This is a genomic window from Streptomyces sp. NPDC050422, assembly GCF_044458665.1.
In the GTDB taxonomy this organism is placed as follows: Bacteria; Actinomycetota; Actinomycetes; order Streptomycetales; family Streptomycetaceae; genus Streptomyces.
This window is the reverse complement of record NZ_JBITIE010000019.1, coordinates 135,939-162,501: the sequence shown is the minus strand read 5'-3', so window position 1 is coordinate 162,501 and position 26,563 is coordinate 135,939. Positions and strand designations below refer to the sequence as shown.

Annotated in this window: 21 protein-coding genes; 16 read left to right on the top strand and 5 right to left on the bottom strand. The window is 70.3% G+C overall.

The features are described 5' to 3' along the window. The first annotated feature begins 14 nt into the window (after nucleotides 1-14). From ACIBJG_RS28710 to ACIBJG_RS28700, 3 genes are read left to right on the top strand one after another with little or no spacing between them, the layout of a single operon-like run. On the top strand, nucleotides 15-350 hold the full coding sequence (locus ACIBJG_RS28710) for a hypothetical protein (RefSeq protein WP_399311733.1): 336 nt from the start codon (nucleotides 15-17) through the stop codon (nucleotides 348-350). Then, the gene (locus ACIBJG_RS28705) at nucleotides 347-2,551 is read left to right on the top strand and encodes a bifunctional polysaccharide deacetylase/glycosyltransferase family 2 protein (protein WP_399311732.1); all 2,205 of its coding nucleotides are present in this window, start codon (nucleotides 347-349) and stop codon (nucleotides 2,549-2,551) included. Before ACIBJG_RS28710 ends, ACIBJG_RS28705 begins: the two co-directional genes overlap by 4 nt. Continuing rightward, entirely contained in the window at nucleotides 2,551-3,642 is a 1,092-nt protein-coding gene (locus ACIBJG_RS28700; protein ID WP_399311729.1) for an acyltransferase, read from the top strand. Before ACIBJG_RS28705 ends, ACIBJG_RS28700 begins: the two co-directional genes overlap by 1 nt. 55 nt (nucleotides 3,643-3,697) lie before the next feature. Here the strand turns inward: ACIBJG_RS28700 and ACIBJG_RS28695 are convergent, their stop codons facing one another. The 4 genes from ACIBJG_RS28695 to ACIBJG_RS28680 all read right to left on the bottom strand — a co-directional run bounded on the left by ACIBJG_RS28695 (nucleotide 3,698) and on the right by ACIBJG_RS28680 (nucleotide 10,209). After that, nucleotides 3,698-4,417, bottom strand: a complete 720-nt coding sequence (locus ACIBJG_RS28695; RefSeq protein ID WP_399311728.1) for a class I SAM-dependent methyltransferase — start codon at nucleotides 4,415-4,417, stop codon at nucleotides 3,698-3,700. 114 nt (nucleotides 4,418-4,531) lie between these two features. Next, complete coding sequence (locus ACIBJG_RS28690; protein WP_399311726.1) at nucleotides 4,532-6,979, bottom strand: SpoIIE family protein phosphatase; 2,448 nt, start codon at nucleotides 6,977-6,979, stop codon at nucleotides 4,532-4,534. Nucleotides 6,980-7,117: 138 nt separating this feature from the next. Then, a complete protein-coding gene (locus ACIBJG_RS28685) occupies nucleotides 7,118-9,577 on the bottom strand; it encodes an MFS transporter (protein WP_399311724.1) in 2,460 nt (819 codons plus the stop codon). Between the two features lie 188 nt (nucleotides 9,578-9,765). Beyond that, nucleotides 9,766-10,209 (bottom strand): SRPBCC family protein, encoded by a 444-nt coding sequence (locus ACIBJG_RS28680; RefSeq protein WP_352121118.1) that lies wholly within the window; start codon nucleotides 10,207-10,209, stop codon nucleotides 9,766-9,768. 149 nt (nucleotides 10,210-10,358) lie between these two features. Here ACIBJG_RS28680 and ACIBJG_RS28675 point away from each other — a divergent pair, with 149 nt between their 5' ends. The 3 genes from ACIBJG_RS28675 to ACIBJG_RS28665 all read left to right on the top strand — a co-directional run bounded on the left by ACIBJG_RS28675 (nucleotide 10,359) and on the right by ACIBJG_RS28665 (nucleotide 13,735). Then, nucleotides 10,359-11,408 (top strand): Rv2578c family radical SAM protein, encoded by a 1,050-nt coding sequence (locus ACIBJG_RS28675; RefSeq protein ID WP_399311722.1) that lies wholly within the window; start codon nucleotides 10,359-10,361, stop codon nucleotides 11,406-11,408. 124 nt (nucleotides 11,409-11,532) lie between these two features. Continuing rightward, on the top strand, nucleotides 11,533-13,125 hold the full coding sequence (locus ACIBJG_RS28670) for an alpha/beta hydrolase (protein ID WP_399311720.1): 1,593 nt from the start codon (nucleotides 11,533-11,535) through the stop codon (nucleotides 13,123-13,125). Between the two features lie 46 nt (nucleotides 13,126-13,171). Continuing rightward, nucleotides 13,172-13,735: a GNAT family N-acetyltransferase gene (locus ACIBJG_RS28665; RefSeq protein ID WP_399311719.1), complete on the top strand. Its 564-nt coding sequence runs from the start codon at nucleotides 13,172-13,174 to the stop codon at nucleotides 13,733-13,735. Here the strand turns inward: ACIBJG_RS28665 and ACIBJG_RS28660 are convergent. Further along, nucleotides 13,713-14,285 carry an adenylosuccinate lyase gene (locus tag ACIBJG_RS28660; protein WP_399311717.1) on the bottom strand — a complete coding sequence of 191 codons (573 nt, stop codon included), beginning with the start codon at nucleotides 14,283-14,285 and terminating at the stop codon, nucleotides 13,713-13,715. The genes ACIBJG_RS28665 and ACIBJG_RS28660 overlap by 23 nt on opposite strands. 370 nt (nucleotides 14,286-14,655) lie before the next feature. Here ACIBJG_RS28660 and ACIBJG_RS28655 point away from each other — a divergent pair, with 370 nt between their 5' ends. The 10 genes from ACIBJG_RS28655 (at nucleotide 14,656) to pssA (ending at nucleotide 26,532) form a co-directional block, all read left to right on the top strand. Further along, nucleotides 14,656-16,437: a 3-hydroxyacyl-CoA dehydrogenase family protein gene (locus tag ACIBJG_RS28655; protein ID WP_399311715.1), complete on the top strand. Its 1,782-nt coding sequence runs from the start codon at nucleotides 14,656-14,658 to the stop codon at nucleotides 16,435-16,437. Nucleotides 16,438-16,699: 262 nt separating this feature from the next. Further along, nucleotides 16,700-17,515 (top strand): TetR family transcriptional regulator, encoded by an 816-nt coding sequence (locus tag ACIBJG_RS28650; protein WP_399311714.1) that lies wholly within the window; start codon nucleotides 16,700-16,702, stop codon nucleotides 17,513-17,515. Nucleotides 17,516-17,570: 55 nt separating this feature from the next. Beyond that, nucleotides 17,571-18,380 carry a GNAT family N-acetyltransferase gene (locus tag ACIBJG_RS28645; protein WP_399311712.1) on the top strand — a complete coding sequence of 270 codons (810 nt, stop codon included), beginning with the start codon at nucleotides 17,571-17,573 and terminating at the stop codon, nucleotides 18,378-18,380. A 358-nt stretch (nucleotides 18,381-18,738) separates the two neighbouring features. Continuing rightward, entirely contained in the window at nucleotides 18,739-20,076 is a 1,338-nt protein-coding gene (ccrA, locus tag ACIBJG_RS28640; protein WP_399311709.1) for a crotonyl-CoA carboxylase/reductase, read from the top strand. Between the two features lies 1 nt (nucleotide 20,077). Beyond that, nucleotides 20,078-22,090 (top strand): protein meaA, encoded by a 2,013-nt coding sequence (locus ACIBJG_RS28635; protein WP_399311707.1) that lies wholly within the window; start codon nucleotides 20,078-20,080, stop codon nucleotides 22,088-22,090. After that, nucleotides 22,087-23,112 carry an HpcH/HpaI aldolase/citrate lyase family protein gene (locus ACIBJG_RS28630; protein ID WP_399311706.1) on the top strand — a complete coding sequence of 342 codons (1,026 nt, stop codon included), beginning with the start codon at nucleotides 22,087-22,089 and terminating at the stop codon, nucleotides 23,110-23,112. The genes ACIBJG_RS28635 and ACIBJG_RS28630 overlap by 4 nt, the downstream gene beginning before the upstream one ends. A 2-nt stretch (nucleotides 23,113-23,114) precedes the next feature. Continuing rightward, nucleotides 23,115-23,654: a MaoC family dehydratase gene (locus tag ACIBJG_RS28625; RefSeq protein WP_399311704.1), complete on the top strand. Its 540-nt coding sequence runs from the start codon at nucleotides 23,115-23,117 to the stop codon at nucleotides 23,652-23,654. A gap of 2 nt (nucleotides 23,655-23,656) precedes the next feature. Continuing rightward, complete coding sequence (locus tag ACIBJG_RS28620; RefSeq protein ID WP_399311702.1) at nucleotides 23,657-24,862, top strand: acyl-CoA dehydrogenase family protein; 1,206 nt, start codon at nucleotides 23,657-23,659, stop codon at nucleotides 24,860-24,862. Nucleotides 24,863-25,043: 181 nt separating this feature from the next. Further along, entirely contained in the window at nucleotides 25,044-25,691 is a 648-nt protein-coding gene (locus ACIBJG_RS28615) for a phosphatidylserine decarboxylase (RefSeq protein ID WP_399311700.1), read from the top strand. Nucleotides 25,692-25,713: 22 nt separating this feature from the next. Beyond that, nucleotides 25,714-26,532: a CDP-diacylglycerol--serine O-phosphatidyltransferase gene (gene pssA / locus ACIBJG_RS28610; RefSeq protein ID WP_399311811.1), complete on the top strand. Its 819-nt coding sequence runs from the start codon at nucleotides 25,714-25,716 to the stop codon at nucleotides 26,530-26,532. Nucleotides 26,533-26,563: the final 31 nt, after the last annotated feature.

Below are 26,563 nucleotides of genomic sequence, written 5' to 3'. Positions count from 1 at the left end.
GCCAACATACGCAAATGCACTCCGATACCCCTGTCGACACAGAACCGGCCGTACGTGGCCGACGCCGCAAACACGCGCGCAGCTCCCGGAACGGGGCACAGGACGGACCCGTCTTCGTGGACAGCTCCGGCCGTCGCGCACGGCTGCTGCGCCGGGCCGGTGCCGCACTGGGTGTCGCCTGCGTCGGATACACGGCTGTGCTGGCCCTCGCCTTCATGGGTGGCATCTCCCTGTCGCCCTCGACGCTGCTCCCCTTCGACGGCGCGACCGACGCCCAGGGCGGTCCCGGCGGCGGGCCCCCCGGAGGCGGCACCACGTACGCTCCGCCGAACACGGGCACCGCCCGATGAGCCGCACCGGACGCGGCCGACGCCAGGCGATACCGGGGCCCCGGGTGGTCATCGCCCTGCTGTTGCTCCTGGGCCTCGTCTCCGTGATGCTGCTCGACGGATATCTGCGGGCCGAGGTGGGCGACGACCAGCGCATCCGCTCCGGCGCGAGTGCGAGCGACGTGCCGGACCAGGTCCTGGACGGCGGCCCGCTGCTCAGCTTCCGGGGCGGCACCGCACGCACCCAGTCGGTGCCCGACAAGACGATCGTGCTGACCTTCGACGACGGGCCGGACCCCGAGTGGACCGGCAAGGTGCTCGACATCCTGGACGACAACGACGTCCCGGGAACGTTCTTCCTGGTGGGCTCCATGATCTCGCGCTACCCGGACGTCGTGCGCGAGATGGTCGACGACGGCAACGAGGTGGGCGTCCACACGTTCACGCACATCGACCTCTCGTACCAGAGCGCGTCCCGCGTCACGCGGGAGATCGCCCAGACGCAGTTGGCCCTGGCCGGGGCCGCCGGCATCACGACGACGCTCTTCCGCGCCCCGTACTCGTCGGCCAACGACGCCATCGACAACTACAGCTGGCCCGTCTACCAGAAGCTCGGCGCGCTGGGCTACACCAGCGTCTTCATCGACACCGACAGCGAGGACTGGCAGCAGCCGGGCGTCGACAAGATCGTCGACCTGGCGACCCCGAAGAGCGGCAAGGGTGCCTCGGTGCTCTTCCACGACTCGGGCGGCAACCGCGCGCAGACCCTCGCGGCGCTGCCCCGGTACATCAAGCAGATGAAGGCGAAGGGCTACACCTTCACCACGGTCAGCGGCGCCCAGCAGCAGGACGACGAGGCGCAGTCCGGGCAGGGCGGCGGTCCGCCGGCGACGGCATCGACGGCCGGCTCCGACCCCGAGCAGGCCGCGCACCGCAAGGCCGGCACCACCACCCTCTGGGAGGGCCGGGCCCTCGTCGCCGCCGTCGCGGTCGCCGAGTGGACCGTGCCCGGCCTCGCCGCGGCACTGACGGTCGTCGGCGTCGCCGTGCTGGGACGTTTCGGGCTGATGCTGCTCCTGGCCCGCCGCCACTACCGGCAGCGCAACAGACGCCGGTTCGTCTGGGGGCCCGCGGTCACCGGTCCGGTGAGCGTGATCGTGCCCGCGTACAACGAGAAGGAGTGCATCGCCCACACGCTCAACTCCCTGGCGTCCAGCACTCATCCGATCGAGATCGTCGTTGTCGACGACGGGTCCACCGACGGGACGGCGGAGATCGCCGAGTCGCTGGGCCTGCCCAATGTCCGGGTCGTCCGCCAGGAGAACGCCGGCAAGTCCGCCGCGCTGAACAGCGGGGTGCGGCAGGCCCGTTACGACATCGTCGTGATGATGGACGGCGACACCGTCTTCGAACCCGACACCGTGCACCGCCTCGTGCAGCCCTTCGGGGACCCGGAGGTCGGTGCGGTCGCCGGTAACGCCAAGGTCGGCAACCGCAACACGATCATCGGCGCATGGCAGCACATCGAGTACGTGATGGGCTTCAACCTCGACCGCAGGATGTACGACCTGCTGCGCTGCATGCCCACCATCCCCGGTGCGATCGGCGCCTTCCGCCGTGAGGCGGTGCTGGAGGTCGGCGGCATGAGCGAGGACACGCTCGCCGAGGACACCGACATCACGATCGCCCTGCACCGGTCCGGCCGACGCGTCGTGTACGCCGAGCACGCCCGTGCGTGGACCGAGGCCCCCGCGTCGCTCGGGCAGTTGTGGCGGCAGCGCTACCGCTGGAGCTACGGCACCATGCAGGCCCTGTGGAAGCACCGGAGGTCCGTGACGGACCGGGGGCCGTCGGGCCGCTTCGGCCGGGTCGGGATGCCCCTGGTGGTCCTCTTCCAGATCGTCACGCCTCTCTTCGCCCCACTGATCGACGTGTTCACGCTCTACGCGATGCTGTTCGTCGACTTCAAGGCGTCACTGCTGGCCTGGCTGGCGGTCCTGCTGGTTCAACTGGTGTGTGCGGCCTATGCGTTCCGCCTCGACCGGGAGAAGTACCGGTACCTGTTGATGCTGCCGCTCCAGCAACTGGCGTACCGGCAGCTGATGTACCTGGTACTCATCCACTCGTGCGTCACCGCGGCGACCGGCGGCCGGCTCCGCTGGCAGAAGCTGAAGCGCACCGGCGTGGTCGGCTCCCCCATGTCCGGTAAGGAGAACCGCTGATGGGGGGAGCGCACCGGCGCGGGGCCACCGTGTCGGACGCCTCCGCAGGGCCCGCCCCCCGGGCCGCCGGCGCCAGGGGGCGTGACCGCTGGTTCGACGTGTTGCGGGCCTTTGCCCTGGTCCGCGTCGTCACGTACCACACCTTCGAATGGCCGTGGCTGGGCCTCGTGTTCCCGTCCATGGGCGTGATGTTCGCGCTCGCCGGTTCGCTCATGGCGCGTTCGCTGGAGCGGCCGGCTCCGCAGGTGATCCGGGGGCGGCTGCGCCGCCTCCTGATCCCGCTCTGGGTGTTCGGTCTGATCCTCGGTGCGGCGATGCTGCTGCACGGCTGGGTGCCGGGCGCCGACGTCCTGTACTGGGTGCTTCCGGTCGGCGATCCGCCGGGGGACGCCTGGGGCGAACAGGCCTGGGCGGTGCTGTGGTACCTGCGGACATACCTCTGGTTCGTCCTGCTGTCCCCGGCCCTGCTGCGGCTCCTCCGGCTTGCGCCGGTGCCGGTGCTGGCCCTTTCCCTCGTCCCCGTCCTGGCACTCACCACGCTGGGCGGCGGACCGGACGGGCGCCTGGGCAGTGCGCTGAGCGATCTGTCGGTCTTCCTGTTCTGCTGGCTGCTGGGGTTCGCCCACCGCGACGGTGTCCTCGACGGGATGCGTCCCGGCCGGGTCGTCGCCGTGGCCCCGGTCCTGCTGGCGGCCGGTGGCTGGTGGGCGCTGCGCCACCGGGTCGACGGTTCGTACGACCTCGACGACATCCCGCTCGCCCAGGCCCTGTGGTCGGCGGGCTTCGTCCTGCTGCTCCTGCGGTTCCGGCCCGTCTGCGCCTGGCTCGGCCGCCGCCCCGTGGCGGCGCGGGTGGTGAGGGTCTTCAACGCCCGTGCCGTCACCGTCTATCTGTGGCACGAGGTCGCGCTGATGGTGAGCGTGCCGCTGATCGACCTGATGTGGAACGTGCCCGCCCTCGAACAGCATCTGCCGCTCGACAGCACCTGGCTCCAGTTCGGTGTCGCCTGGGTCCTGATCGCCGCGGCCGTGGTGCTCCTCGGCTGGGTCGAGGACGTCGCGGCGAGACGGAGGCCGCAGTTGCTGCCCTGACCCGACGCCACCGGCCCCGGGCGGACTCCTCGCCCGGGGCCGGGGCGCTCCCGGATCAGCGGGCGGCCAGGACGAACCACCTCGCCGGCAGGTCGATCCGGGTTCCGTCGGGCAGGTACTCGGTCTGCGGCAGTGCCGTGTCACCGCTGTCCAGGGTGGTCAGTCCGGCCGCCCGCAGCACCTGGGGCACCTCCTCCTCGGTGGCGCTCGCCGGTTTCAGCCCGTGCTCGAAGACCCGCCGCAGCTTCTCGGGCGGGCCGCCCGGCATCTGTGCGGCGTGCTGCAGCACGACCTTTGATGCCGGAGTCAGCTCGGCGACGAACGCCCGGCCCCGCTTCCCCAGCAGCGTCGCCACGGCCGCGGCGACCGCCGGCCTGGCTGCGGGTTCGCTCTGGTGGATGACCGCCCGCATGTAGACGTTCGTGTCACCGGTCCGCTCGTGCAGAGCACGCACCGCGTCGCCGTCGACAAGGTCCAGCTGGATGAACTCGGCGACGCCTTCCGGATCCGCCCGCCGGGCGTGCCCGATCGCCGCGTGCGAGAGGTCCACGCCGATCGCACGGGCGAACCGGGTGGCGAGATAGCGGGTCTGGGTGCCGTTTCCGCAGCCGAGGTCGACGACGGGCAGCGAGGCGTCCGCGTACGGCAGGAGAAGTTCGCTGTGCGGGACGGCGCTCAGCGAGGGCTCGGCGTCCCAGATCGCCTCGCCCGGTGCGTCCGAGGTGGTCGCCCAGAAGCCTTCCCACGCCTCGCGGTACTTCTGTGACACATCCATGCGCGCTCCCAAGTCCGGCCGTCCCGAGGCTTTTTGCTCAGCACCGGACTACCGCCCCTCGCCGCCCGGGGCAAGGGTGCGCACAGCATCAACTCCCTGGTGAACGCCCCTCCCTCACCAGGCGTTCGACCGGGGGCGTGGAAGGCGGGAGAGTGCCAGCTCGAACCAGACGGTCTTGCCGTGCCCCGTGGTGCTCGTGCCCCATTCCCGGGCGAGGCTGCTCACCAGGACGAGACCGCGGCCGAACTCGTCGTCCGCATCGGCGCCCAGGAGCGTGGCGGGGGCGGGCTCGTCATCGCTGACCTCGCACAGCAGGGCCCCGGTACGCACCAGGCGGAGCCCGATGTGGTGGGTACGGCCGTGCTTCACGGCGTTGGTGACGAGTTCGCTGACCATCAGCTCGGCCGCCTCCACCGCGTCCGGCAGCTCCCAGTCGAGGAGCTGGCCCCGGACGAGCCGGCGGGCCCGGGCCACCTCGCGCGGGTCCAGGGCCAGTTGCCACTCGGAGACGTCGTCGTCCGGGATGCCGTTGAGCCGGGCCATCAGCAGGGCCACGTCGTCCTTGCGGCCGCCGCTGGGGTTCAGTGCCCGGATGATCGTGTCGCAGGCGTCGTCCATCGACGCGGCAGGGTGCGCGGCGGAGGCGCAGAGCGCGGCCAGACCGGCTCCGATGTCCTGGCCGCGCACCTCGACCAGCCCGTCGGTGCAGAGCACCAGCCGGTCACCGGGCCGCACCCGCACGGTGGCGGTCTCGAAGGCGACCCCGCCGACGCCGATCGGGGCTCCGGTCGGCAGGTCGAGCAGTTCGGCCCGGCCGTCCTCGGCCCGGACCAGCACGGGCGGGATGTGCCCGGCGTTGGCGATCTGGAGCTCGGAGCGGATCGGGTCGTAGACCGCGTAGAGGCAGGTCGCGAGGTACTGCTCACCGAGCCGCTGCGCCAGGTCGTCGAGATTGCGCAGCAGTCGGGCGGGCGGCATCTCCATCGTCGCCATGGTCAGCACGGCGGTCCGCAACTGGCCCATCATCGCCGCAGAGTTGAGGCCGTGACCCATGACGTCACCGACGACGAGCGCGGTCCGGGAGCCAGGAAGCTTCACCGAGTCGAACCAGTCGCCGCCGACCCTGCCGAGCCGGGCGCCGGGCAGATAGCGGGTGGCGATGTCGCAGCCCGCCATGCGCGGTTCGATCTGCGGCAGCATGCTGTCCTGGAGCGTCTCCGCGACGTTCTCCTGGTACGTGTACATGCGGGCGTTGTCGAGGACCAGCCCGGCCCGGGCGGCGAGTTCGGCGCCGGTGGTGCGGTCCATGTCGTCGAACGGTTCGCGGCCGGGGCGGCGCATCAGCACCATGAAGCCGAGCACCACGTCACGGGCCTTGAGCGGAACGATGAGCAGGGAGCGGTGCGTGATCAGGGGGCGCAGGTCGCGCTTCTCGAACTCGCCCGAGATCCGGTTGCTCAACTCCTCGCTGACGTACGGCACGATGACCGGTTCGCCGGTGACCATGCACTGGAAGAACGGGGTGTGCTCGGGGAAGGCGATGGATTCACCGACGGGCACCGTGTCGTCCCAGCGCCCCGGTTCGTCGTTGTGCTCGACCCAGACGCGGTGCCAGATCGTCGTGACGTCCGGAGGGCCGTCCGGGAAGCCCTCACCGGCCAGGACCGCGGCGCGCAGATGCGTACCGGCGAAGTCGGTGAAACGGGGGACGGCGGCGCTGGTGACCTCGCGGATGGTCCGTTCCAGGTCGAGCGAGGTACCGATGCGTCCGCTGACCTCGTTGAGGAATTCCAGCCGCTCGCGGACGGCCGCGTATTCGAGGTCCAGCTCGGGGCGGGGGGCGGCGTGCGGGGCAGACGCGTCCCCGGGGGCGCCCTGCGGGCCGTCTGCCGCACGTCGGCCGGCGCGTCGGGGCACGCCCCAGTCGGGCGTCAGCGGAATCCGGTCGTGATGGCTGAACTCCAGTACGGGGTAGCCCAGTTCCAGCACCTGGGCAACGATCCGGGTGGCTTCCTGGACGCTCATGCTGGGCAGGATCTCGGGCAGCCGCGAGGAGAGCTCCCGGTATGCGGGGAAGTCGGTGTGCAGGGCGAACCCGGGGGCGATCGTCTCGTTGTCCCGGCCCTCGCCCGCCGCTTCGCCCTGCAGCGGTGCGGAGTCCGCGGCGAGCACCAGCAGCCGCTCGGGGCCCGGGCCGACCAGCGGATAGGCCCACCACAGCACGTCGATGCGGCCGCGGTCCGGTTCGCCGACGCGGGCCCGGCCCGCCGCCGGGTAGGCGACGGTCCCGCTGAGGGAACCATCCAGTTCGTTGCCGAACTCGGCGTACACCGTGTCCGGCAACGGGTCACCGCGCGGCCGTAACGCCCCGGTAACCGGCAGGAGTTCACCCGCGGGGCAGCCGACGGCATCGTCCCGGGAGACGCCGAAGAGTCTCCTCGCACCGGTCGACCAGTGCGAGACGAGTCCGTCCGCGTCGACGACGACCACGGCGAGCGGCACGCGGCCCGCCGCGGCGTCACGCGGCTGTGGTGTCCTCTGCGGCGGCACACCGAGGTCCATGGGTGGAAGGCTCCTTCCTCACCGCAAGGTTCTGCGGTGCGTGCGACCACGTTACGGCCCCGGGTGCGGCGTCGCGGGTCATCGGGGGAATCACCCCCAGGGGGGTGGTGCGCCGCGCGGCGGCCGGGGCGCGGATCCTCAGTCCTCGTGCCCCAGCTGGAGATCCCGTTCGGTGCGCCCGCCGCCCGCGACCTGGAGCACGGTGGCGACCGGCGGATACCCGGCGGCGATCACTGTGTACTCCCCCGTGGAGAGGTCGACGAACCGGAACGAGCCGTCGGGGCCGGTGGTCAGCGTGTCGACCACGTTCCCGGCCGCGTCCAGGAGCGTCACCCGGGCGTCCTCGACGGGCCGCCCGCCACTGGCCCGGACGATCCCGCGCAGTACGGCGCCGCCGGCCAGTTCGATGTCCTGCCGGGTCTCCCTGGCGGCCTGGACGCTGACCGGCAGCGCGGCGGGCCGGAAGGCGGGTGCGGAGGCGGCGAGGGTGTACTCCCCGGCGACCAGCTCCGTGATCACGTACCCTCCCTCGCGCCCGCTGCGGGTGGAGGAGACCACTTCGCCGCGTACGTCGGTCAGGGTGACGGCCGCGTCCCGTACGGGGACACCGTCCGCGGTCACGACGGTCCCGGCGAGCCGGCCGGCGCCGCCGAGCACCACGTCGAGTTCCACGGGCCGTTCGCCCACCGTGACGCTGACGGCCTGCGGCTGGTGGCCCCCCGCGGCGGCGATGAGGACGTACGAACCGGCCCCGGGCACGCTCAGCGCGTACCGTCCCTCGTCCCCGCTGGCGCCCCTGCCGACCTGCTGGCCCTGGACGTCGATGAGGGTGAGGGCGGCGCGCGGGACCTTCGTTCCGTCGGGGTGCTGGACGCTGCCGCAGACCGGCACCCCGGAGAGGTACCCGGTGGACGGGGCGGCGGGGTCGGTGCGGGCGGAGGGGATGGTCGCGGGCTCGGCTGCGGTTTCGGGGCTGTGGTGGGACACCAGCGGTTTCTCCTTGAGGAAGAAGGCGAAGAACAGGCCGAGCACGAGGACCGGCACGAGGTAGAGGAAGATCCGGGGCATCGCGTCGGCGTACGCCTGGATGTAGGCGTCCCGCAGCGCGGGCTCCATCGCGTGGACAAGTTGGGGCGTGATCGACTCCGGGTCGGGCAGACCGGTCCCGGAGGGCAGCCGCACGGCGAGCGCGTCGGCCAGCCGTCCGGCGAAGAGCGTGCCGAACACGGCAGCGCCCACGCTGCCGCCGATCTGCCGGAAGTAGTTGTTGGCACTGGTCGCGGTGCCGAGGTCGGCGGGGCGCACGGAGTTCTGCACGGCGAGGACCAGCACCGGCATGATCAGCCCGATGCCGAGGCCGAGGACCGCCTGCGCGATGCTGTACTCGAACCGCGGGGTGTCGGTTTCCAGCCGGGACAGCAGCCACATGCCCACCGCCGAGATCGCGCTGCCCGCGATCGGGTAGACGCGGTAGCGGCCGGTACGGGAGATCAGCTGGCCTGAGATGACGGAGGCACCGACGATGCCGCCCATCATCGGGAGCATCAGCAGCCCGGACTCGGTGGCGGTGGCCCCGTCGACCATCTGCAGGAACGTCGGCAGGTAGCTGGCGGCGCCGAACAGCGCCACCCCGACGACCGCGCCGACCAGGGCGGTGACGTTGAAGATCGAGTCGCGGAACAGTCGCAGCGGGATGATCGGTTCGGGTGCGCGGTGCTCGACGGCGAGGAACAGCAGAGTCGTTCCGGCAGCTCCGGCGGCCAGCCCCAGGATGGTGCGTGACCCCCAGGCGTACTCCGTACCGCCCCAACTCGTCAGCAGGACGAGGCAGGTGGAGGCGGCGGCCAGCAGCACGGCGCCGAGGATGTCGAGACGCGGCCGGACCGTGGGCTTGGGCAGCTTCAGTACGACGGTGATGACGACGAAGGTCACCAGGCCGAACGGGACGTTGATGTAGAAGCACCAGCGCCAGGAGGCGTGGTCGGTGAAGAATCCGCCGAGCAACGGGCCGGCCACGGAGGCGAGTCCGTAGGCCGCGCCGATGAGCCCCATGAACCGGCCGCGCTCCCGGGGCGGTACGACGTCCGCGATGATGGCCTGGACGCCGATCATCAGGCCGCCGCCGCCGATGCCCTGAAGGGCCCGGAAGGCGATCAGTTCGTCCATGGTGCGCGACCAGCCGGCCAGCGCGGAACCGACGACGAAGACGACGATCGCGAACTGGAAGACGCTCTTGCGGCCGAAGAGGTCGCCGAGCTTCCCGTAGATCGGGAGACCGATGGTCGAGGCGAGCAGATAGGCGGTGACCGCCCAGGACATCTTCTCCAGGCCGTGCAGCTCGCCGACGATCTTCGGGAGAGCGGTGGCGACGATCATCTGGTCGAGCGCCGCGAGCAGGAGCGTGAGCATCAGCCCGACGAAGACGAGCCGGATGCGGCGGGGGTCAACGGCCCCGTCACCGGCGGCGGCCGGGGCGGCGGGCTCCGTCGCAGCGGGCGGTGGAGGCGGCGGAGGCGGCAGCGGCACAGCCGTGGGAACGGTCTCGGCGCCCCCCGTACCGCCGGGCTCGTCCTTCACCAGAGTGATCCCACCCACCACGTGCCGCTCCCCTCGTCGCACTGCCGCCGCCCATTTCTCGCATTGCGCGACAAGCGAGGGCAAACGCGACGAGGGGGCGCTGACGGCGCACTCAGGGGGCTTATCCCCCGGTGGGAGGCACTACGGCGCACAACCGACGGGCCGAAAAAACCACCCGAACCGGTGAGGCCGGGCAGCTCGCCCGGAGACTACTTCTCCACCTCGGCGGCGAGGTTCTGCAGCAGTTCGTCGTAGATGCGGCCAAGTCCCTTGGGCGCAAAGGTCTTCTCGAAGAATCCGCCGATGCCGCCGGCGCCGTTCCACACGGTGGAGACGACGGCCTTGGACTTCCCCTCACCGGCCGGGGTGACGGTCCAGGTCGTGACCATCGAGGAGTTGCGGTCCTTCTCCACGAGCTGCCCGTCGGTCGGCTCGGTGACCTCCAGCAGGCAGTCGCGCACCCGCTTGCTGGTTGCCTGGAGCTTCCAGTGGACGAGGGTGCCTTCTCCGTCGCCGCCCTCCCGCACCTCGTACTCGCTGAAGTGACCCGGCAGCACCTTGCCGCGGACGTCCTTATAGTCGGCCAGCGCGTCGAACACCGTCTCCGCGTCCGCCGCGATGATCCGCTCTGTCGTGGCCTCGACCTGCGCCATGGCTGTTCCTCCAGCACTCGGTTGTTCGGGGGTGTGCTGAGCCAACCACCTCGGCAGCCCCGCTCAAAATCCGGTCCCGGACGAAGGGGAGAAAACGATCAAGGGAACAAGTGTTCTATTCTCGGACCAGTGCTACCGAGGAGGCGTCCATGCGCTGGGACAATCTGGCTGATAACCCTGCCAACACCACCACAACGGGTAACGGCGCGCTCTTCGCCGCGGACGCGGTGACGACGCGCACCTTCGACACCCCGGAGTTCCGAGGCATCACCTTCCACGAGATACGGGCCCGCTCGATCGTGAACCGGGTTCCCGGTGCCTCCCGGATGCCGTTCGAATGGACCGTCAATCCCTACCGAGGCTGCACCCACGCCTGCGTCTACTGTTTCGCCCGCAAGACCCACAGTTATCTGGACCTCGACACCGGGCTCGGATTCGACTCGCAGATCGTGGTGAAGATCAACGCCCCGGAGCTGGTACGCCGGGAGCTCGCCTCTCCGCGCTGGCACGGCGCGCACATCGCGATGGGCACCAACGTCGACTGCTACCAGCGGGCCGAGGGCCGCTACCGGCTCATGCCCGGCATCCTCACCGCCCTGCGCGACCAGGCGAACCCCTTCTCCATCCTCACGAAGGGGACGCTGATCCTGCGCGACCTGGAGGTGCTGCGCCAGGCCGCCGAGGTCACCGAGGTCGGCGTCTCGGTCTCCGTGGGCTTCACCGACCCCGAACTGTGGCGGACCGTGGAGCCCGGCACCCCCTCCCCGGAACGACGCCTCGACGTCCTGCGCACACTCAGCGAGCACGGCATCGACTGCGGGGTACTGATGGCGCCCGTCATCCCGTACCTCGGCGACCGGCCGGACCAGCTGCGGGCGACGGTCCGCGCGATCGCCGCCGCCGGCGCGACATCGGTCACCCCCCTCGTCCTCCATCTGCGCCCGGGCGCCCGGGAATGGTTCATGGAGTGGCTCGGCCGGCACCACCCGCACCTGGTCCGGCGTTACGAGCGGCTGTACGCGGACGGTGCGTACGCGCCCACGTGGTACCAGCGCCGCATCACCCGGCTCGTGCACGAGCTGGCGACGGAATACGGCATCGGCCCCTCGCACCGCGGGGCCCCGCGCGCCTTCCCCGAGCGCGGCGAGCCACCGACCCCGCCGCCCGGTTCCGGGCCCACCCAGCTCACCCTGCTCTGACCGGCGCCCCTGACGGCAAACGGGTCATCTCTCACCGGAACAGGTCCTCCCGGCCCCGAATACGGGGAGCATCCGGCGGGGGCTGCGCCGCGCGCAGCCGTGTTCCCCCACCACGGGAGGCCATATGACGAACCGTTCAGGGATTCTGTTCGCCGTCGGGGCGACGGTCGCCGGTCTGGTGACCGCCGCGCCCGCACCGGCGAGCGCCGACAGCGGCGCGCAGCGCGCCGCGTCACTCAAGTGGACCGACTGCGCCACCCAGTCGTCCCCGACGCTCCAGTGCGCGACGGTGCGCTCCCCGCTCGACCATGACGACCCGTCGGGCCGCAAGGTCACCCTCGCCCTGACCCGGGTTCCGCACACGGCGAAGACGTTCCAGGGGCCGCTGCTGGTCAATCCGGGCGGCCCCGGCGGCAGCGGTCTGTCCATGGCCGGTTTCGTCGCCGCCTCACTGCCGAAGGCGGTGGCCGCCCAGTACGACGTGATCGGGTTCGATCCGCGCGGGGTCGGTAGGAGCCGGCCGGCCTTGGACTGCGTACCGAAGTACTTCGACCCGGTACGGCCCGACCCGGTGCCGCACTCCGTCCGGGACGAACAGGTCAACCGCGACCGCGCCCGCGACTTCGCGGCCTCCTGCGGGAAGAAGTACCCGGACCTGCTCCCGTACATGGACACGGTGAGCGCGGCCAAGGACCTCGATGTGATCCGTGCCGCGACCGGCTCACGGCAGCTCAACTACCTCGGCTACTCCTACGGCACCTACCTGGGCTCGGTGTACGCCAAGCTGTTCCCGGACCGCGTCCGGCGCCTGGTCCTCGATTCCAACGTGGACCCGGACGGGGTCTGGTACGACGACAACATCAGCCAGGACTACGCGTTCGACACCCGCCACAAGGCGTTCGCCGCCTGGGTGGCGAAGTACGACACCACGTACAAGCTCGGCAGTGACCCGGCGAAGGTCGAGGCGGCCTGGCACCGGATGCGGGACGCGGTCAGGAAGCACCCCGCGGGCAAGAAGGTCGGAGCGGGCGAGCTGGACGACACGTTCCTGCCGGGCGGCTACTACAACGGCTACTGGCCGGCGCTGGCCGGGGCGTTCGCCGCCTATGTGAACGGCAAGGACGAGAAGGCCCTGGTCAAGGCGTACGAGCGCTTCGCCGCGGTCGACTCGGAGGGCGACAACGGGTACTCGGTCTACTCGGCCGTGCAGTGCCGCGACGCGCAGTGGCCGGACGACTGGAACGTCTGGCGCAGCGACAGCCGACGGGTCCACGCCAAGGCGCCGTTCATGACCTGGGGCAACACCTGGTACAACGCCCCGTGCGCCGACTGGCCGGTGGAGCCGCTGAATCCGGTACGGGTCTCCAACCGCGAGCTGCCGCCGGTGCTGCTCTTCCAGGCGACGGACGACGCGGCCACACCGTACGAGGGCGGCGTCACCCTGCACCGCAAGCTGAAGGGCTCCAGCCTGGTCGTCGAGGAGGGCGGCGGCAACCACGGCGTCACGCTGAGCGGCAACGCCTGCCTGGACCGGTACCTGGCGGACTATCTGGCCAAGGGCACGGTGCCGCGCGGGAAGGGCGGCGACGTGGACGCGGTCTGCGCGAAGACTCCCGATCCGAAGCCGGCGGCCGCCAAGTCCGCCCGCCCGGCATCCCGTACGGACGCGAACGACCGGGGCAGCACGCTGCACGGGCTGCTCGGGTTCCGGGGCTGACAGAAGGGCGTTGCCGCAGTTCGGGGGCGTACGCGAGAATGGCCGGATGACGTCTCGGCCCGTACCCGCGCACGCCCCCGCACCACTGATCCGGGACATGACCGTCGACGACTGCGAAGCCGTCGCGAGGGTCCGGGTGCAGGGCTGGCAGAGCGCCTACGCCGGGCTGATGCCCCAGGCGCATCTGGACGCGATGGACATCGCCGAGGACGCGGAGCGCCGCCGCGGCTTCTTCACCGAGGCCGGCGCCGTCGTCAACGTGGTCGCCGAACGGACCGGCTCCGGGGTCGTGGGCTGGGCCGCGTACGGGCCGTACCGCGAGGACGGAAAGCGGCTCGCGCGCGGCGAGTTGTACGCGATCTACGTGCTGCCGGAGCAGACCGGGACCGGGGTGGGCCGGGCTCTGATGGCGGAGGTGCTCGCGCGCGCCGCCGCGGCCGGTCACCCCTGCCTCGCGCTCTGGGTGCTGAAGGACAACGCACCGGCCCGGCGCTTCTACGAACGTGCGGGCTTTCGCGCCGACGGCGCCGAGGAACCCTTCGACGTGGACGGTGTCGCGGTGGCCGAGGTGCGCTACGTACGCCCCCTCAGCCCGCCGGAAGCCGGCTGAGCGCGTCCTCGGCCGCCGGGCCGAGACGAGGGTGCGGCAGGGCCGCCTCCAGGACCGGGCGGGCCTGCGCGTCGCCGAGCTGCCCGAGGCCCTCGACGCAGGCCAGCGCCACCCGCCAGTGCGGTTCGTCGGGCCCCAGCAGCCGGGACAGGGTGCTCATCAGCGCGGGCGCGGACTCGGGTGCCCGCAGTTCGGTGAGCAGCCGGACCGGGTGGAGGGCGTAGGCGGTGCGCAGGGTGTTGGTGGCGAGCGCGGCGGCCGCGCGGGGGGTGCGGGGGTCGCCGAGGCGGGCCAGGGCGTGGGCCGCGCCGACGCAGCGCTCCGGGTCGCGGTGGTTGAGCAGTAGCACCAGCGTCTCGAAGGCCCGGCGGTCGCCGCCGCAGCCGAGCCGGAACGCGGCGATCTCGCGTGCCCAGAGCGGGCGTTCGCGCGCGATGAGCACCTCGGCCAGTTCCTCGTCGTCATCGGTGGCCAGCAGCCTGCGGTAGGCCGCCGACTCCCCCGCCTCGTCCGCCAGCCGGTGCGTCAGTGACCGGAACTCCTCGTCCATGACGTTCAGCGTATCGGTGGGCACACAGCGTGGCGGCGGGGGCGGCGGATGTGAGGGGGGCCACAACGAACGAGGGCTGGCGCGCTCATTACCCGTCGGTTAACCTCATGTGAGCGGGACACCCCCGTCGGCTCCGGTGGCCTGGTGACGCAGCCACCTGGAGTGTTTGTCGGTTCGGCAGCGTTTGCGCGACGTGACTCGGGACAGAGTCCGTCACCCCTTCCCGTCCCGGCGTGCGGTTCGCGCCCGGGACCTGAGCACCACGACAGGCAATTCCCGCACGCCATGCGCCGGTCGGGCCCTTCGGCCCCTCTCATCGGCCGCGCGCTCCGTGCGTCCCTCAGTCGTCACTCATCCCTGGAGTCCCGTGATGGACATCCCGTTCAGCACCATTGCCGTCGTCGGCCTCGGCACCATGGGCACCGGCATCGCCGAGGTCCTGGCCCGCGCCGGCCGCGAGGTCATCGGTATCGACGTCGACGACGCGGCAGCCCGCCAGGCCGTCGCCTCCCTGGAGACCTCCACCGCCCGCGCCGTGCAGCGCGAGCGGATCACGGAGCAGGAGCGGCGCGACGCCCTCGCCCGGTTCCGCACCTTCTCCGACCTCCAGGCCGCGGCCGAGGCGGAGCTGGTCATCGAGGTCGTGCCGGAGACGTACGAGATCAAGCAGCAGCTCTTCCGCGAGCTCGACGCGATCGTCTCGCCCACCGCGATCCTCGCGACGGGCACGAACGCCCTGTCCGTGACCCGCCTCGCCGCGGAGTCGCAGCACCCGGAGCGCGTCCTCGGCCTGCACTTCTTCAATCCCGCTCCGGTGATGAAGCTGGTCGAGGTGGTCTCCTCGGTGCTGACCGCGCCGCCGGCCGTCGAGGCCGTCACCGCGCTCGCCCGGGAACTGGGCAAGGAGCCGGTCGCGGTCGGCGACCGGCCGGGGTTCGTCGCCGACGGCCTGCTGTTCGGCTACCTCAACCAGGCCGCCGCCATGTACGAGGCGAACTACGCCTCCCGCGAGGACATCGACGCGGCGATGAAGCTGGGCTGCGGTCTGCCGATGGGCCCGCTCGCGCTGCTGGACCTGATCGGCATCGACACCGCCCGTACCGTCCTGGAGGCGATGTACTCCGCCTCGCACGACCGGCTGCACGCCCCGGCGCCCGTCCTCGGCCAGCTCGGTGCGGCCGGGCTGACCGGCCGCAAGTCGGGCCGCGGCTTCTACACGTACGCGGAGCCCGGCAGCCAGACCGTGGTGCCGGACGCGCTGACGCCGGCCGCGGACGCCGGGGCGGGTGCGGGCCGCCCGGTGCGTTCGGTGGGGGTCGCGGGCTCCGGGACGATGGCTTCGGGCATCGTGGAGGTCTTCGCGAAGGCCGGTTACGACGTGGTGCTCGCCGCGCGCAGCCAGGAGAAGGCGGACATCGCCAAGGGCCGGATCGCGAAATCGCTCGAGCGGTCGGTCGCCAAGGGGCGGCTGACGGCCGGGGCGCGGGACGAGACGCTCGCCCGGATCACCGCGGCGGGGTCGCTGGACTCCTTCGAAGGGGTGGACCTGGCCGTCGAGGCCGTCGCCGAGGACCTGCTGGTCAAGCAGCAGCTTTTCGCCACGCTGGACAAGGTGTGCAGGCCGGGTGCGGTGCTCGCCACCACCACCTCGTCGCTGCCCGTCGTGTCGATCGCCCGGGCCACCTCGCGGCCGGAGGACGTCATCGGGATGCACTTCTTCAACCCGGCGCCCGCGATGAAGCTGGTCGAGGTCGTCCGTACGGTGCTCACCGCCGACGATGTGCACGCCACGGTCCGTGAGGTCTGCGGGAAGGTGCGCAAGCACCCGGTGGACTGCGGGGACCGGGCCGGGTTCATCGTCAACGCGCTGCTGTTCCCCTACCTCAACAACGCGATCAAGATGGTCGAGGAGCACTACGCGACCCTCGACGACATCGACGCCGCGATGAAGCTGGGCGGCGGCTACCCGATGGGGCCCTTCGAGCTTCTGGACGTCGTCGGACTCGATGTCTCGCTCGCCATCGAGAAGGTGCTGCACGGCGAGTTCCGCGACCCGGGCCTCGCGCCGGCTCCGCTCCTGGAGCACCTGGTGGCCGCCGGCTGCCTCGGCCGCAAGACGGGGCGCGGCTTCCGCGAATATGCCCGCCGCTGAGCCGTCCGGGCCGGGCGCCCGCTGGGGCGGGCTGCTGGGGCCCGTCTGGAGTTCCAGCGCGGGAGAGGGAGCGGCATCCGGTGCCGTCGAATCCACGGCGGAGGAGGGAGTGATGGCGGAGTCATCGCGACCGACGACAACGCCGGAGGCGGCGGTACCGGACGCCGCGACGCCGCGGGGGAGCTCCAGACGGGCCCCAGGCCCTTCGGGCGGCCCGCCCCCACGGGCGCACTCTCCTGCACCGATGCAGTACGTTCACACCATGTCCCAGCCCGCCAGGTCCCCCCGTGTGTCCGCCGCGCCCGACGTCCCGGAGAGTGCCGCAGGCACCCGCGCCGCCGCCCAACGGCTCAAAATGCGCCGCGAACTGGCCGCGGCGGCGATGGAACTCTTCGCCACGAAGGGATACGAGGCGACGACCGTCGACGAGATCGCCGGTGCGGCGGGCGTCGCCCGGCGGACGTTCTTCCGGCACTTCCGGTCCAAGGAAGAGGCCATCTTCCCGGACCACGACGACACCCTCGTACGGGCCGAGGCGGTCCTCAACGCCGCCCCCGCCCACGAGCACCCGCTCGACACGGTCTGCCGCGGCATCAAGGAAGTCATGCGGATGTACGCGGCGAAGCCCGCGGTCTCCGTGGCCCGGTACAAGCTGACCCGGGAGGTGCCCACCCTGCGGCAGGCCGAGATCGCCTCGGTGGCCCGCTACGAGCGGCTGTTCACGCGCTATCTGCTGGGCCACTTCGACGAGCGCGACCACCAGGCCGGCAACGACGATCCACTGCTGGCGGAGGTCGCTGCCTCCGCCGTGGTCACCGCGCACAACCATGTGCTGCGCCGCTGGCTGCGCGCGGACGGCCAGGGCGACGTGGAGGCGCAGCTGGACCTCGCGTTCGCCATCGTCCGTGACACGTTCGGGACGGGGATCGGCGCCGGCCGGACCGCCGGGACCGAACCCGCGAAGCCGCCGGCCGCCTCGGTGAGCACGGAGGGCGAGGTCCTGGTGGCGGTGGCCCGTACCGACGCACCGCTGGACGAAGTGATGCGCACGATCCAGCAGGCGCTCAAGGTGCGCTGAGCGGGCACGCGGAAACCCGGTTGCCGGGGCGGTGCCCCGGTGCTGTGGTGTGCGGATGAATGATCAGACAACTGCGCACCACGAAGAACTGCTGGCCGCCTTCGACCGCGAGATGCGCGAGCACGCCCGCCCCGACGGCCCCGGTGTCCGCGTCGAGCGCACCGACGGCCTCGTACGCCAGGTAGGCGCGCCCCACGACTGGAACGGGGTCGTCTGGTCGTCGCCGGATCTGGACGCCGTACGGGCGGACGCGGCGATCGCCGCGCAGGTGGCCCACTTCACGGAGCTCGGGTACGACGAGTTCGAGTGGAAGCTGTACGCACACGACCGGCCGGCCGACCTCGGTACCCGGCTGCTGGCGGCCGGCTTCGAGCCGGAGGAGGCGGAGACCCTGCTCGTCGCGCCGGTGGCGGACCAGCCCATGACTGTACGGCTCCCGGAGGGCGTCGAACTGCGGACGGTGCGTGACGAGGCCGATGTGGACCTGATGGCGCGGGCCCATGAGCAGGCGTTCGGCTCGGACTGGTCCCGGCTGCGCCATCAGGTGCTGGCCCGGTTGAAGGACGACCCGGACCACTTCGTCGGGGTCCTGGCCATGGCGGGCGACGAGCCGGTGAGCTCGGCCCGGATGGAGCTGTACCCGGGCACGGGCTTCGCCGGGCTGTGGGGCGGCGGCACGGTCGAGGCGTGGCGCGGCAAGGGCATCTACCGGGCGCTGATCGCCTTCCGGGCGGGGATCGCGGCCGAGCGGGGCTACCGGTACCTCCAGGTCGACGCCACCGAGGACAGCCGCCCGATCCTCCAGCGCCTCGGGTTCACGGCGCTCGGCACGACGACGCCGTACGTCTACCGCCCCACCTCCTGACCACCCACGGTGGGGCACATGGCGGCAATTCGCCCGCCGTGTTGCTCATGCGTGGCACCCGGATGACAATTGAGGGAAATTACTGGCACCCAGTGCCTTGTCAGCTGTCACGGAGTGCCATACGTTGAAGTCGTCCGGGCGGCCGGCGTGCAGAGACCTCACGTACGCCGGCTGTCCCCGCAAGCCAGGTGCCTGCGCGCCCGGACGCCTGCGTCACAGGCAAACCCTTCTGCTCCACAGAGCAAGCAGCAAAAGCACCACCCGCCGAACCGACGGCACACCTCCACGCAACACCGCTCCCCCTGCACCGCAGGACCCTCAAGCGTTCCCTCAAACGCCGCACCGCCGGAGGCACACCGTGAAGGAAATCCTGGACGCGATCCAATCGCAGGACAGTACCGCCGCAGACTTCGCGGCCCTGTCCGTCCCCGAGTCGTACCGCGCGGTGACCGTACACAAGGACGAGGCCGAGATGTTCGCCGGCGTCGCCAGCCGCGACAAGGACCCGCGCAAGTCGCTCCACGTCGAGGACGTCCCGGTGCCGGAGCTCGGCCCGGGCGAGGCCCTCGTGGCGGTCATGGCCAGCTCGGTCAACTACAACTCCGTGTGGACGTCGATCTTCGAGCCGGTCTCGACCTTCGGCTTCCTGGAGCGGTACGGCAGGCTCAGCGACCTCAGCAAGCGCCACGACCTCCCGTACCACGTCATCGGCTCCGACCTGGCGGGCGTCGTCCTGCGCACCGGCCCCGGCGTCAACGCCTGGAAGCCCGGCGACGAGGTCGTCGCACACTGCCTCTCGGTCGAGCTGGAGTCCTCGGACGGCCACAACGACACGATGCTCGACCCCGAGCAGCGCATCTGGGGCTTCGAGACCAACTTCGGCGGCCTGGCGGAGATCGCACTGGTCAAGTCCAACCAGCTGATGCCGAAGCCGGACCACCTCAGCTGGGAGGAGGCGGCGGCTCCCGGGCTGGTCAACTCCACGGCGTACCGCCAGCTCGTCTCCCGTAACGGTGCCGGCATGAAGCAGGGCGACAACGTCCTCATCTGGGGCGCGAGCGGCGGACTCGGCTCCTACGCCACGCAGTTCGCCCTGGCCGGCGGCGCCAACCCGATCTGTGTCGTCTCCAGCGACCAGAAGGCGGAGATCTGCCGGAAGATGGGCGCCGAGGCGATCATCGACCGCAACGCCGAGGGCTACAAGTTCTGGAAGGACGAGCACAACCAGGACCCGCGTGAGTGGAAGCGGTTCGGCAAGCGCATCCGTGAACTGACCGGCGGCGAGGACGTGGACATCGTCTTCGAGCACCCGGGCCGCGAGACGTTCGGCGCGAGTGTGTACGTGACCCGCAAGGGCGGCACGATCGTCACCTGTGCCTCGACCTCGGGCTACAACCACGAGTACGACAACCGCTACCTGTGGATGTCGCTCAAGAAGATCGTGGGCTCGCACTTCGCCAACTACCGCGAGGCGTGGGAGGCCAACCGCCTCGTCGCGAAGGGGAAGATCCACCCGACGCTGTCGAAGGTCTACTCCCTGGAGGACACCGGCCAGGCCGCGTACGACGTGCACCGCAACCTCCACCAGGGCAAGGTCGGCGTCCTGGCGCTGGCGCCCACCGAGGGCCTGGGTGTGCGCAACGGGGAGCTGCGCGAGCAGCACATCGACGCCATCAACCGATTCCGGAACGTCTGACATGAGCGGCCGTCAGAAGGACCGCCCGTGGCTCATGCGGACGTACGCCGGTCACTCGACCGCCGAGGCGTCCAACGAGCTCTACCGGCGCAACCTCGCCAAGGGCCAGACCGGTCTGTCGGTCGCCTTCGACCTGCCGACGCAGACCGGTTACGACCCCGACCACATCCTCGCCCGCGGCGAGGTCGGGCGGGTCGGCGTGCCCGTCTCGCACCTCGGCGACATGCGCCGGCTGTTCCAGGACATCCCCCTGGAACAGATGAACACCTCGATGACGATCAACGCCACCGCGATGTGGCTGCTGGCGCTCTACCAGGTCGTCGCCGAGGAGCAGGGCGCCGACCCGGACAAACTCCAGGGCACCACGCAGAACGACATCGTCAAGGAGTACCTCTCGCGGGGGACGCACGTCTTCCCGCCGGGCCCGTCGCTGCGGCTGACCACCGACATGATCACGTACACGGTCAACCGGATCCCGAAGTGGAACCCGATCAACATCTGCAGCTACCACCTGCAGGAGGCCGGGGCCACCCCGGTCCAGGAGATCGCGTACGCCATGTCCACGGCGATCGCCGTGCTCGACGCGGTCCGCGACTCCGGGCAGGTGCCCGAGGAGAAGTTCGGCGACGTGGTCGCCCGGATCTCCTTCTTCGTGAACGCGGGCGTCCGCTTCATCGAGGAGATGTGCAAGATGCGCGCTTTCGGCCGCATCTGGGACCGCGTCACCCGCGAGCGCTACGGCATCTCCGACGCCAAGCAGCGCCGCTTCCGCTACGGCGTCCAGGTCAACTCGCTCGGCCTGACCGAGGCCCAGCCGGAGAACAACGTCCAGCGCATCGTGCTGGAGATGCTGGCCGTCACCCTCTCCAAGGACGCCCGCGCCCGCGCCGTGCAGTTGCCCGCCTGGAACGAGGCCCTGGGGCTCCCCCGGCCCTGGGACCAGCAGTGGTCGCTGCGCATCCAGCAGGTGCTCGCCCATGAGAGCGATCTGCTGGAGTACGAGGACATCTTCGCCGGTTCGCATGTCATCGAGGCCAAGGTGGACGAGCTGGTCACCGACTCGCTCGCCGAGATGGACCGGATCGAGCAGATGGGCGGCGCGATGGCCGCCGTCGAGTCCGGCTATCTGAAGTCCGAGCTGGTCTCCTCGCACGCCGCCCGGCGCGCCCGGATCGAGGGCGGCGAGGAGAAGATCGTCGGCGTCAACATCTACGGGACGACCGAGCCCAACCCGCTCACCGCCGACCTCGACGCCGCGATCATGACGGTCGACCCGGCCAACGAGGCCAAGGTCGTCGCCGCGCTCCACGAGTGGCGCGACAACCGCGACGAGCCGCGCGCCACCGAGGCGCTGGCCGCCCTGAAGAAGGCCGCCGCGGGGACCGAGAACATGATGGAGGCGACCGTCGAGTGCGCCCGTGCGGGCGTCACCACCGGCGAGTGGTCCTGGGCCCTGCGCGACGTCTTCGGCGAGTTCCGCGCACCGACCGGGGTGTCCTCGGCCCCGGTCGCGGTGACGGCGGAGGCGGGCACCCCCCTCGCTCTCGTACGCGAGAAGGTCGCCCGGACCGCCGAGGACCTGGGCGCGGGCCGGCTGCGGCTGCTCGTCGGCAAGCCGGGCCTCGACGGGCACTCCAACGGGGCCGAGCAGATCGCCGTACGCGCCCGTGACGCCGGTTTCGAGGTCGTCTACCAGGGCATCCGCCTCACGCCCGAACAGATCGTCTCGGCGGCCGTCGCCGAGGACGTGCACTGCGTCGGCCTGTCGATCCTGTCCGGCTCGCACGCCGAGCTGGTGCCGGACGTACTGAACCGGCTGCGCCGCACCGGCGCCGGCGACATCCCGGTGATCGCGGGCGGGATCATTCCCCCGGCCGACGCCGAGGCCCTGATCAAGGCCGGTGTCGCCGCCGTATTCACCCCGAAGGACTTCGGCATCACGGAGATCATCGGCCGTATCGTCGACGAGATCCGGAAAGCGAACAAGCTCGACCCTCTGGAGGTCCCCGCATGACCACGCCCAGCCCGTCGCCCGCCACCACCCCGATTTCGGGCGGCTCCGCCGCGCACTCCTCGTCTCCCGTGAACCGGCTGCGCCCGCGTCGCTCCTGTCTGGCAGTGCCCGGCTCGAACCCGCGGTTCCTGGAGAAGGCCCAGGGCCTCCCGGCCGACCAGGTCTTCCTCGACCTGGAGGACGCCTGCGCTCCGCTCGCCAAGGAGGGCGCCCGGCACCACATCGTCGACGCGCTGAACAACGGCGACTGGAATGGCAAGACCCGGGTCGTGCGGGTCAACGACTGGACGACTCACTGGACGTACCGCGACGTCATCACGGTCGTCGAGGGCGCGGGCCCGAACCTCGACTGCATCATGCTGCCGAAGGTCCAGGACGCCCAGCAGGTCGTCGCGCTGGATCTGCTGCTCACCCAGATCGAGAAGACGATGGGCTTCGAGGTCGGGAGGATCGGCATCGAGGCGCAGATCGAGAACGCCAAGGGCCTCGTCAACATCGACGACATCGCCGCCGCCTCGCCCCGCCTGGAGACCCTAATCTTCGGCCCGGCCGACTTCATGGCGTCGATCAACATGAAGACCCTGGTCGTCGGTCAGCAGCCGCCCGGCTACGGCGCGGACGCGTACCACTACATCCTGATGCGCATCCTGATGGCCGCCCGCACGCACGACCTCCAGGCGATCGACGGCCCGTTCCTCCAGATCCGCGACGTGGACGCCTACCGCGAGGTCGCCGGCCGTGCCGCGGCGCTCGGCTTCGACGGCAAGTGGGTGCTGCACCCCGGCCAGGTCGACGCGGCCAACGAGGTGTTCTCCCCCTCGCAGGAGGACTACGACCACGCCGAACTCATCCTGGACGCCTACGACTGGTGCACCTCCGAGGAGGGCGGCAAGAAGGGCTCCGCGATGCTCGGCGACGAGATGATCGACGAGGCCAGCCGCAAGATGGCCCTGGTCATCGCGGGCAAGGGCCGCGCGGCCGGCATGCAGCGCACCTCCAAGTTCGAAGCTCCGGAGGCCTGATCATGCAGTTCGGACGCACGTACGAGGAATTCGAGGTCGGTGCGGTCTACAAGCACTGGCCCGGAAAGACCGTCACCGAATACGACGACCACCTCTTCTGCCTGCTGACCATGAATCACCACCCGCTGCACATGGACAGCAACTACGCGGAGAGGACGACCGACTTCGGCAAGAACGTTGTCGTGGGCAACTACATCTACTCGCTGTTGCTCGGTATGTCGGTCCCGGACGTCTCCGGAAAGGCGATCGCCAACCTGGAGGTCGAGTCGCTGAAGCACGTGGCGCCGACCTTCCACGGCGACACGCTCTACGGCGAGACCACCGTTCTGGACAAGACCCCCTCAAGGTCCAAGAGCGACCGCGGAATCGTTTATGTGGAAACCAAGGGCTACAAGCAGGACGGCACGCTCGTCTGCGTGTTCCGCCGCAAGGTCATGGTCCCCACCGAGACGTACATCAAGGAGCGGGGCGGCGAGCAGCCCGGCCGCCCGGAACTGAAACAGCCTTCGCCTTCGCCTTCGCAGAAGAACGTGGAGAAGTAACCATGACTCGACTCGCCCAGACGGCCGGTCTCAACGACGTGCAGCAGGAAATCCTCTTCACGGTCCGGGATTTCGTCGACAAGGAGATCCTTCCGGTCGCGACCCAGCTGGAACACCGTGACGAGTACCCGACCGAGATCGTCGAGGGGCTCAAGGAGCTCGGCCTCTTCGGGCTGATGATTCCCGAGGAGTACGGGGGTCTGGGTGAGTCGCTTCTCACGTACGCGCTGTGCGTGGAGGAAATCGCCCGCGGCTGGATGAGCGTGTCGGGCATCATCAACACGCACTTCATCGTGGCGTACATGCTCAAGCAGCACGGCACGCAGGAGCAGAAGGACACGTTCCTGCCCCGGATGGCACTGGGCGAGGTCCGCGGCGCCTTCTCGATGTCCGAGCCGGCACTGGGCTCCGACGTCTCGGCGATCAGCTCCAAGGGCGTCAAGGACGGCGAGGAGTACGTCCTCAACGGTCAGAAGATGTGGCTGACGAACGGCGGCACGTCCTCGCTCGTGGCGGTCCTGTGCCGGAGTGACGAAGGCCACCCCGAGGGCACGCCGCCGCACAAGTCGATGACGACCTTCCTGGTGGAGAAGGAGCCCGGATTCGGCGAGGTCCGGCCCGGCCTCACCATCCCGGGAAAGATCGACAAGATGGGCTACAAGGGCGTCGACACCACCGAACTCATCATGGACGGGCTACGCATTCCGGCCAATCGCGTGCTGGGCGGCACCACCGGCCGAGGGTTTTACCAAATGATGGACGGCGTGGAGGTGGGCCGGGTAAATGTGGCTGCCCGTGGCTGTGGCGTCGCACAGCGTGCATTCGAACTGGGCGTTTCCTACGCGCAGCAGCGTCACACCTTCGGAAAACCGATCGCCCAGCACCAGGCGATCCAGTTCAAGCTGGCCGAAATGGCCACCAAGGTCGAGGCCGCGCATGCGATGATGGTAAATGCAGCGCGCAAAAAGGACTCCGGGGAGCGAAACGACCTGGAGGCAGGGATGGCGAAGTACCTCGCCTCCGAGTACTGCAAGGAAGTCGTCGAGGACGCCTTCCGTATCCACGGCGGTTACGGCTTCTCCAAGGAGTACGAGATCGAGCGCCTCTACCGCGAGGCCCCGATGCTGCTGATCGGTGAAGGTACCGCCGAGATCCAGAAAATGATCATCGGGCGCCGACTCCTCGAGGAGTACCGTTTCCAGGGTTGATTGTCCCTTTCGAGGTGATTTAACCGCGAAGAAGATCACACCCTGTCATCCTCATCCGGTGCCTTCCAGACGTCCGACTCGGCTGCTGGCTTGCCCAGTTGCGGTCCGCAACCGATAACATCGCCGGAAAAGCCGCCGTCCCCCGTTGCCAGCGCGGCATCATCCGCTACGAAGGTCATCCATGCCCGACAGCCATACCTCTGCACCACGCGGCGGGGTCCGCCTTGCACGCGGAGCTTCGCCGTGGCTCCTGCCGACCGTCGCCACCGCCGCACTCAGCCTGTCCCGGGCCCGCAGGTCCGGGCGCTGGGCGGCGGTGGCCGTGCCCACCACCGCGCTCGCGGCGGGCATGCTGTGGTTCTTCCGCGACCCCGAGCGCGAGATCACCCAGGGGCGCGTCATCTCACCGGCCGACGGCGTGGTGCAGAGCATCATGCCGTGGAAGGACGGGCGCACCCGCGTCGCGATCTTCATGAGCCCGCTGAATGTGCACGTCAACCGCGCGCCCCTGGCCGGCACGGTGACATCGGTCGAGCACATCCCCGGTGGGTTCGTCCCGGCGTTCAACAAGGAGAGCGAGAACAACGAGCGCGTTGTCTGGCACTTCGACACCGAGCTCGGTGACATCGAGATGGTGCAGATCGCGGGTGCGGTCGCCCGCCGCATCGTCCCCTACCTCCCTCAGGGCACGAAGGTGGAGCAGGGCGAGCGCATCGGCCTGATCCGCTTCGGCTCCCGGGTCGACATCTACCTTCCGGAAGGTATCGATGTCGCGGTCGAGGTCGGCCAGGCCACCACCGCGGGGGTGACTCGCATTGACCGTGATTGATCCCGACACACAGGCCGGCTGGGTGCCGGAGGCCGAGGCCGAGGACGACGCCGAGGACATGCCGCTCTCGATGCGGCTGTCGATAGCGGACACCCTCACTCTCGGTAACGCCACGTGCGGCTTCATGGCGGTGTACTTCACCACCACGGGGATCCTCATCCCGCACCTCACGGGCAGCGACGAGAGCGGCATGGCGCGGCATTCCGCGGCCACCGCCGTGATCCTCATGCTCATGGCCGCCATCTTCGACCTGTTCGACGGACTCGTGGCCCGCAAGCTGCGTTCGTCGCCGATGGGTGCCGAGCTGGACAACCTCTCGGACCTGGTCAGCTTCGGGCTCGCTCCGGCGTACTTCGTCCTCGTGTACGGCATGGTCGCGGACGACGCACACCAGCGGGTCTCGGCGCTCGCGGCGATCGTGGTGCTGCTGGCGGTGGTGCTCAGGCTTGCGAGATTCTCCTGCGTGACCTTGAAGGACGGCATGTTCCAGGGCATGCCGAGCCCCTTCGGAGCGCTCACGGTCATCTCGATCGTGCTCCTGGAGCTGCCCTTCGTGCCGACGCTGCTCGCGATCATCGGAGTGGCGTGGCTGATGGTCAGCCGGGTCGAGTACCCGAAACCGCGGGGTGTGCTCGCGGTGGCGATGCTCGGCTGGATCGTGGCCGCGATGGGGCTGCTGGCCGCATGGGCGTTCGATGCCCCGGGCGGTCAGCTCCTGCTCCAGACCGGCTGCGCGCTCCAGGTGGTCCTGGGGGCGGTCATCCCGCTCTTCGCGACCGCCCGCCGGGTGAACACCTTCCGTGACAACCGGCGCGAGGCACGAGCGGCTCAGCTGCCGTAGTCCGCACCGCACAGCAAGGACGAGGGCCCGG

Excerpts from the sequence above, each read along its gene's own strand:
- ACIBJG_RS28710 (WP_399311733.1), top strand. The coding sequence starts at position 15 with ATGCACTCCGATACCCCTGTCGACACAGAACCGGCCGTACGTGGCCGA.
- ACIBJG_RS28705 (WP_399311732.1), top strand. The coding sequence starts at position 347 with ATGAGCCGCACCGGACGCGGCCGACGCCAGGCGATACCGGGGCCCCGG.
- ACIBJG_RS28700 (WP_399311729.1), top strand. The coding sequence starts at position 2,551 with ATGGGGGGAGCGCACCGGCGCGGGGCCACCGTGTCGGACGCCTCCGCA.
- ACIBJG_RS28695 (WP_399311728.1), bottom strand. The coding sequence starts at position 4,417 with ATGGATGTGTCACAGAAGTACCGCGAGGCGTGGGAAGGCTTCTGGGCG.
- ACIBJG_RS28690 (WP_399311726.1), bottom strand. The coding sequence starts at position 6,979 with ATGGACCTCGGTGTGCCGCCGCAGAGGACACCACAGCCGCGTGACGCC.
- ACIBJG_RS28680 (WP_352121118.1), bottom strand. The coding sequence starts at position 10,209 with ATGGCGCAGGTCGAGGCCACGACAGAGCGGATCATCGCGGCGGACGCG.
- ACIBJG_RS28675 (WP_399311722.1), top strand. The coding sequence starts at position 10,359 with ATGCGCTGGGACAATCTGGCTGATAACCCTGCCAACACCACCACAACG.
- ACIBJG_RS28670 (WP_399311720.1), top strand. The coding sequence starts at position 11,533 with ATGACGAACCGTTCAGGGATTCTGTTCGCCGTCGGGGCGACGGTCGCC.
- ACIBJG_RS28665 (WP_399311719.1), top strand. The coding sequence starts at position 13,172 with ATGACGTCTCGGCCCGTACCCGCGCACGCCCCCGCACCACTGATCCGG.
- ACIBJG_RS28660 (WP_399311717.1), bottom strand. The coding sequence starts at position 14,285 with ATGGACGAGGAGTTCCGGTCACTGACGCACCGGCTGGCGGACGAGGCG.
- ACIBJG_RS28655 (WP_399311715.1), top strand. The coding sequence starts at position 14,656 with ATGGACATCCCGTTCAGCACCATTGCCGTCGTCGGCCTCGGCACCATG.
- ACIBJG_RS28650 (WP_399311714.1), top strand. The coding sequence starts at position 16,700 with ATGTCCCAGCCCGCCAGGTCCCCCCGTGTGTCCGCCGCGCCCGACGTC.
- ACIBJG_RS28645 (WP_399311712.1), top strand. The coding sequence starts at position 17,571 with ATGAATGATCAGACAACTGCGCACCACGAAGAACTGCTGGCCGCCTTC.
- ACIBJG_RS28635 (WP_399311707.1), top strand. The coding sequence starts at position 20,078 with ATGAGCGGCCGTCAGAAGGACCGCCCGTGGCTCATGCGGACGTACGCC.
- ACIBJG_RS28630 (WP_399311706.1), top strand. The coding sequence starts at position 22,087 with ATGACCACGCCCAGCCCGTCGCCCGCCACCACCCCGATTTCGGGCGGC.
- ACIBJG_RS28625 (WP_399311704.1), top strand. The coding sequence starts at position 23,115 with ATGCAGTTCGGACGCACGTACGAGGAATTCGAGGTCGGTGCGGTCTAC.
- ACIBJG_RS28620 (WP_399311702.1), top strand. The coding sequence starts at position 23,657 with ATGACTCGACTCGCCCAGACGGCCGGTCTCAACGACGTGCAGCAGGAA.
- ACIBJG_RS28615 (WP_399311700.1), top strand. The coding sequence starts at position 25,044 with ATGCCCGACAGCCATACCTCTGCACCACGCGGCGGGGTCCGCCTTGCA.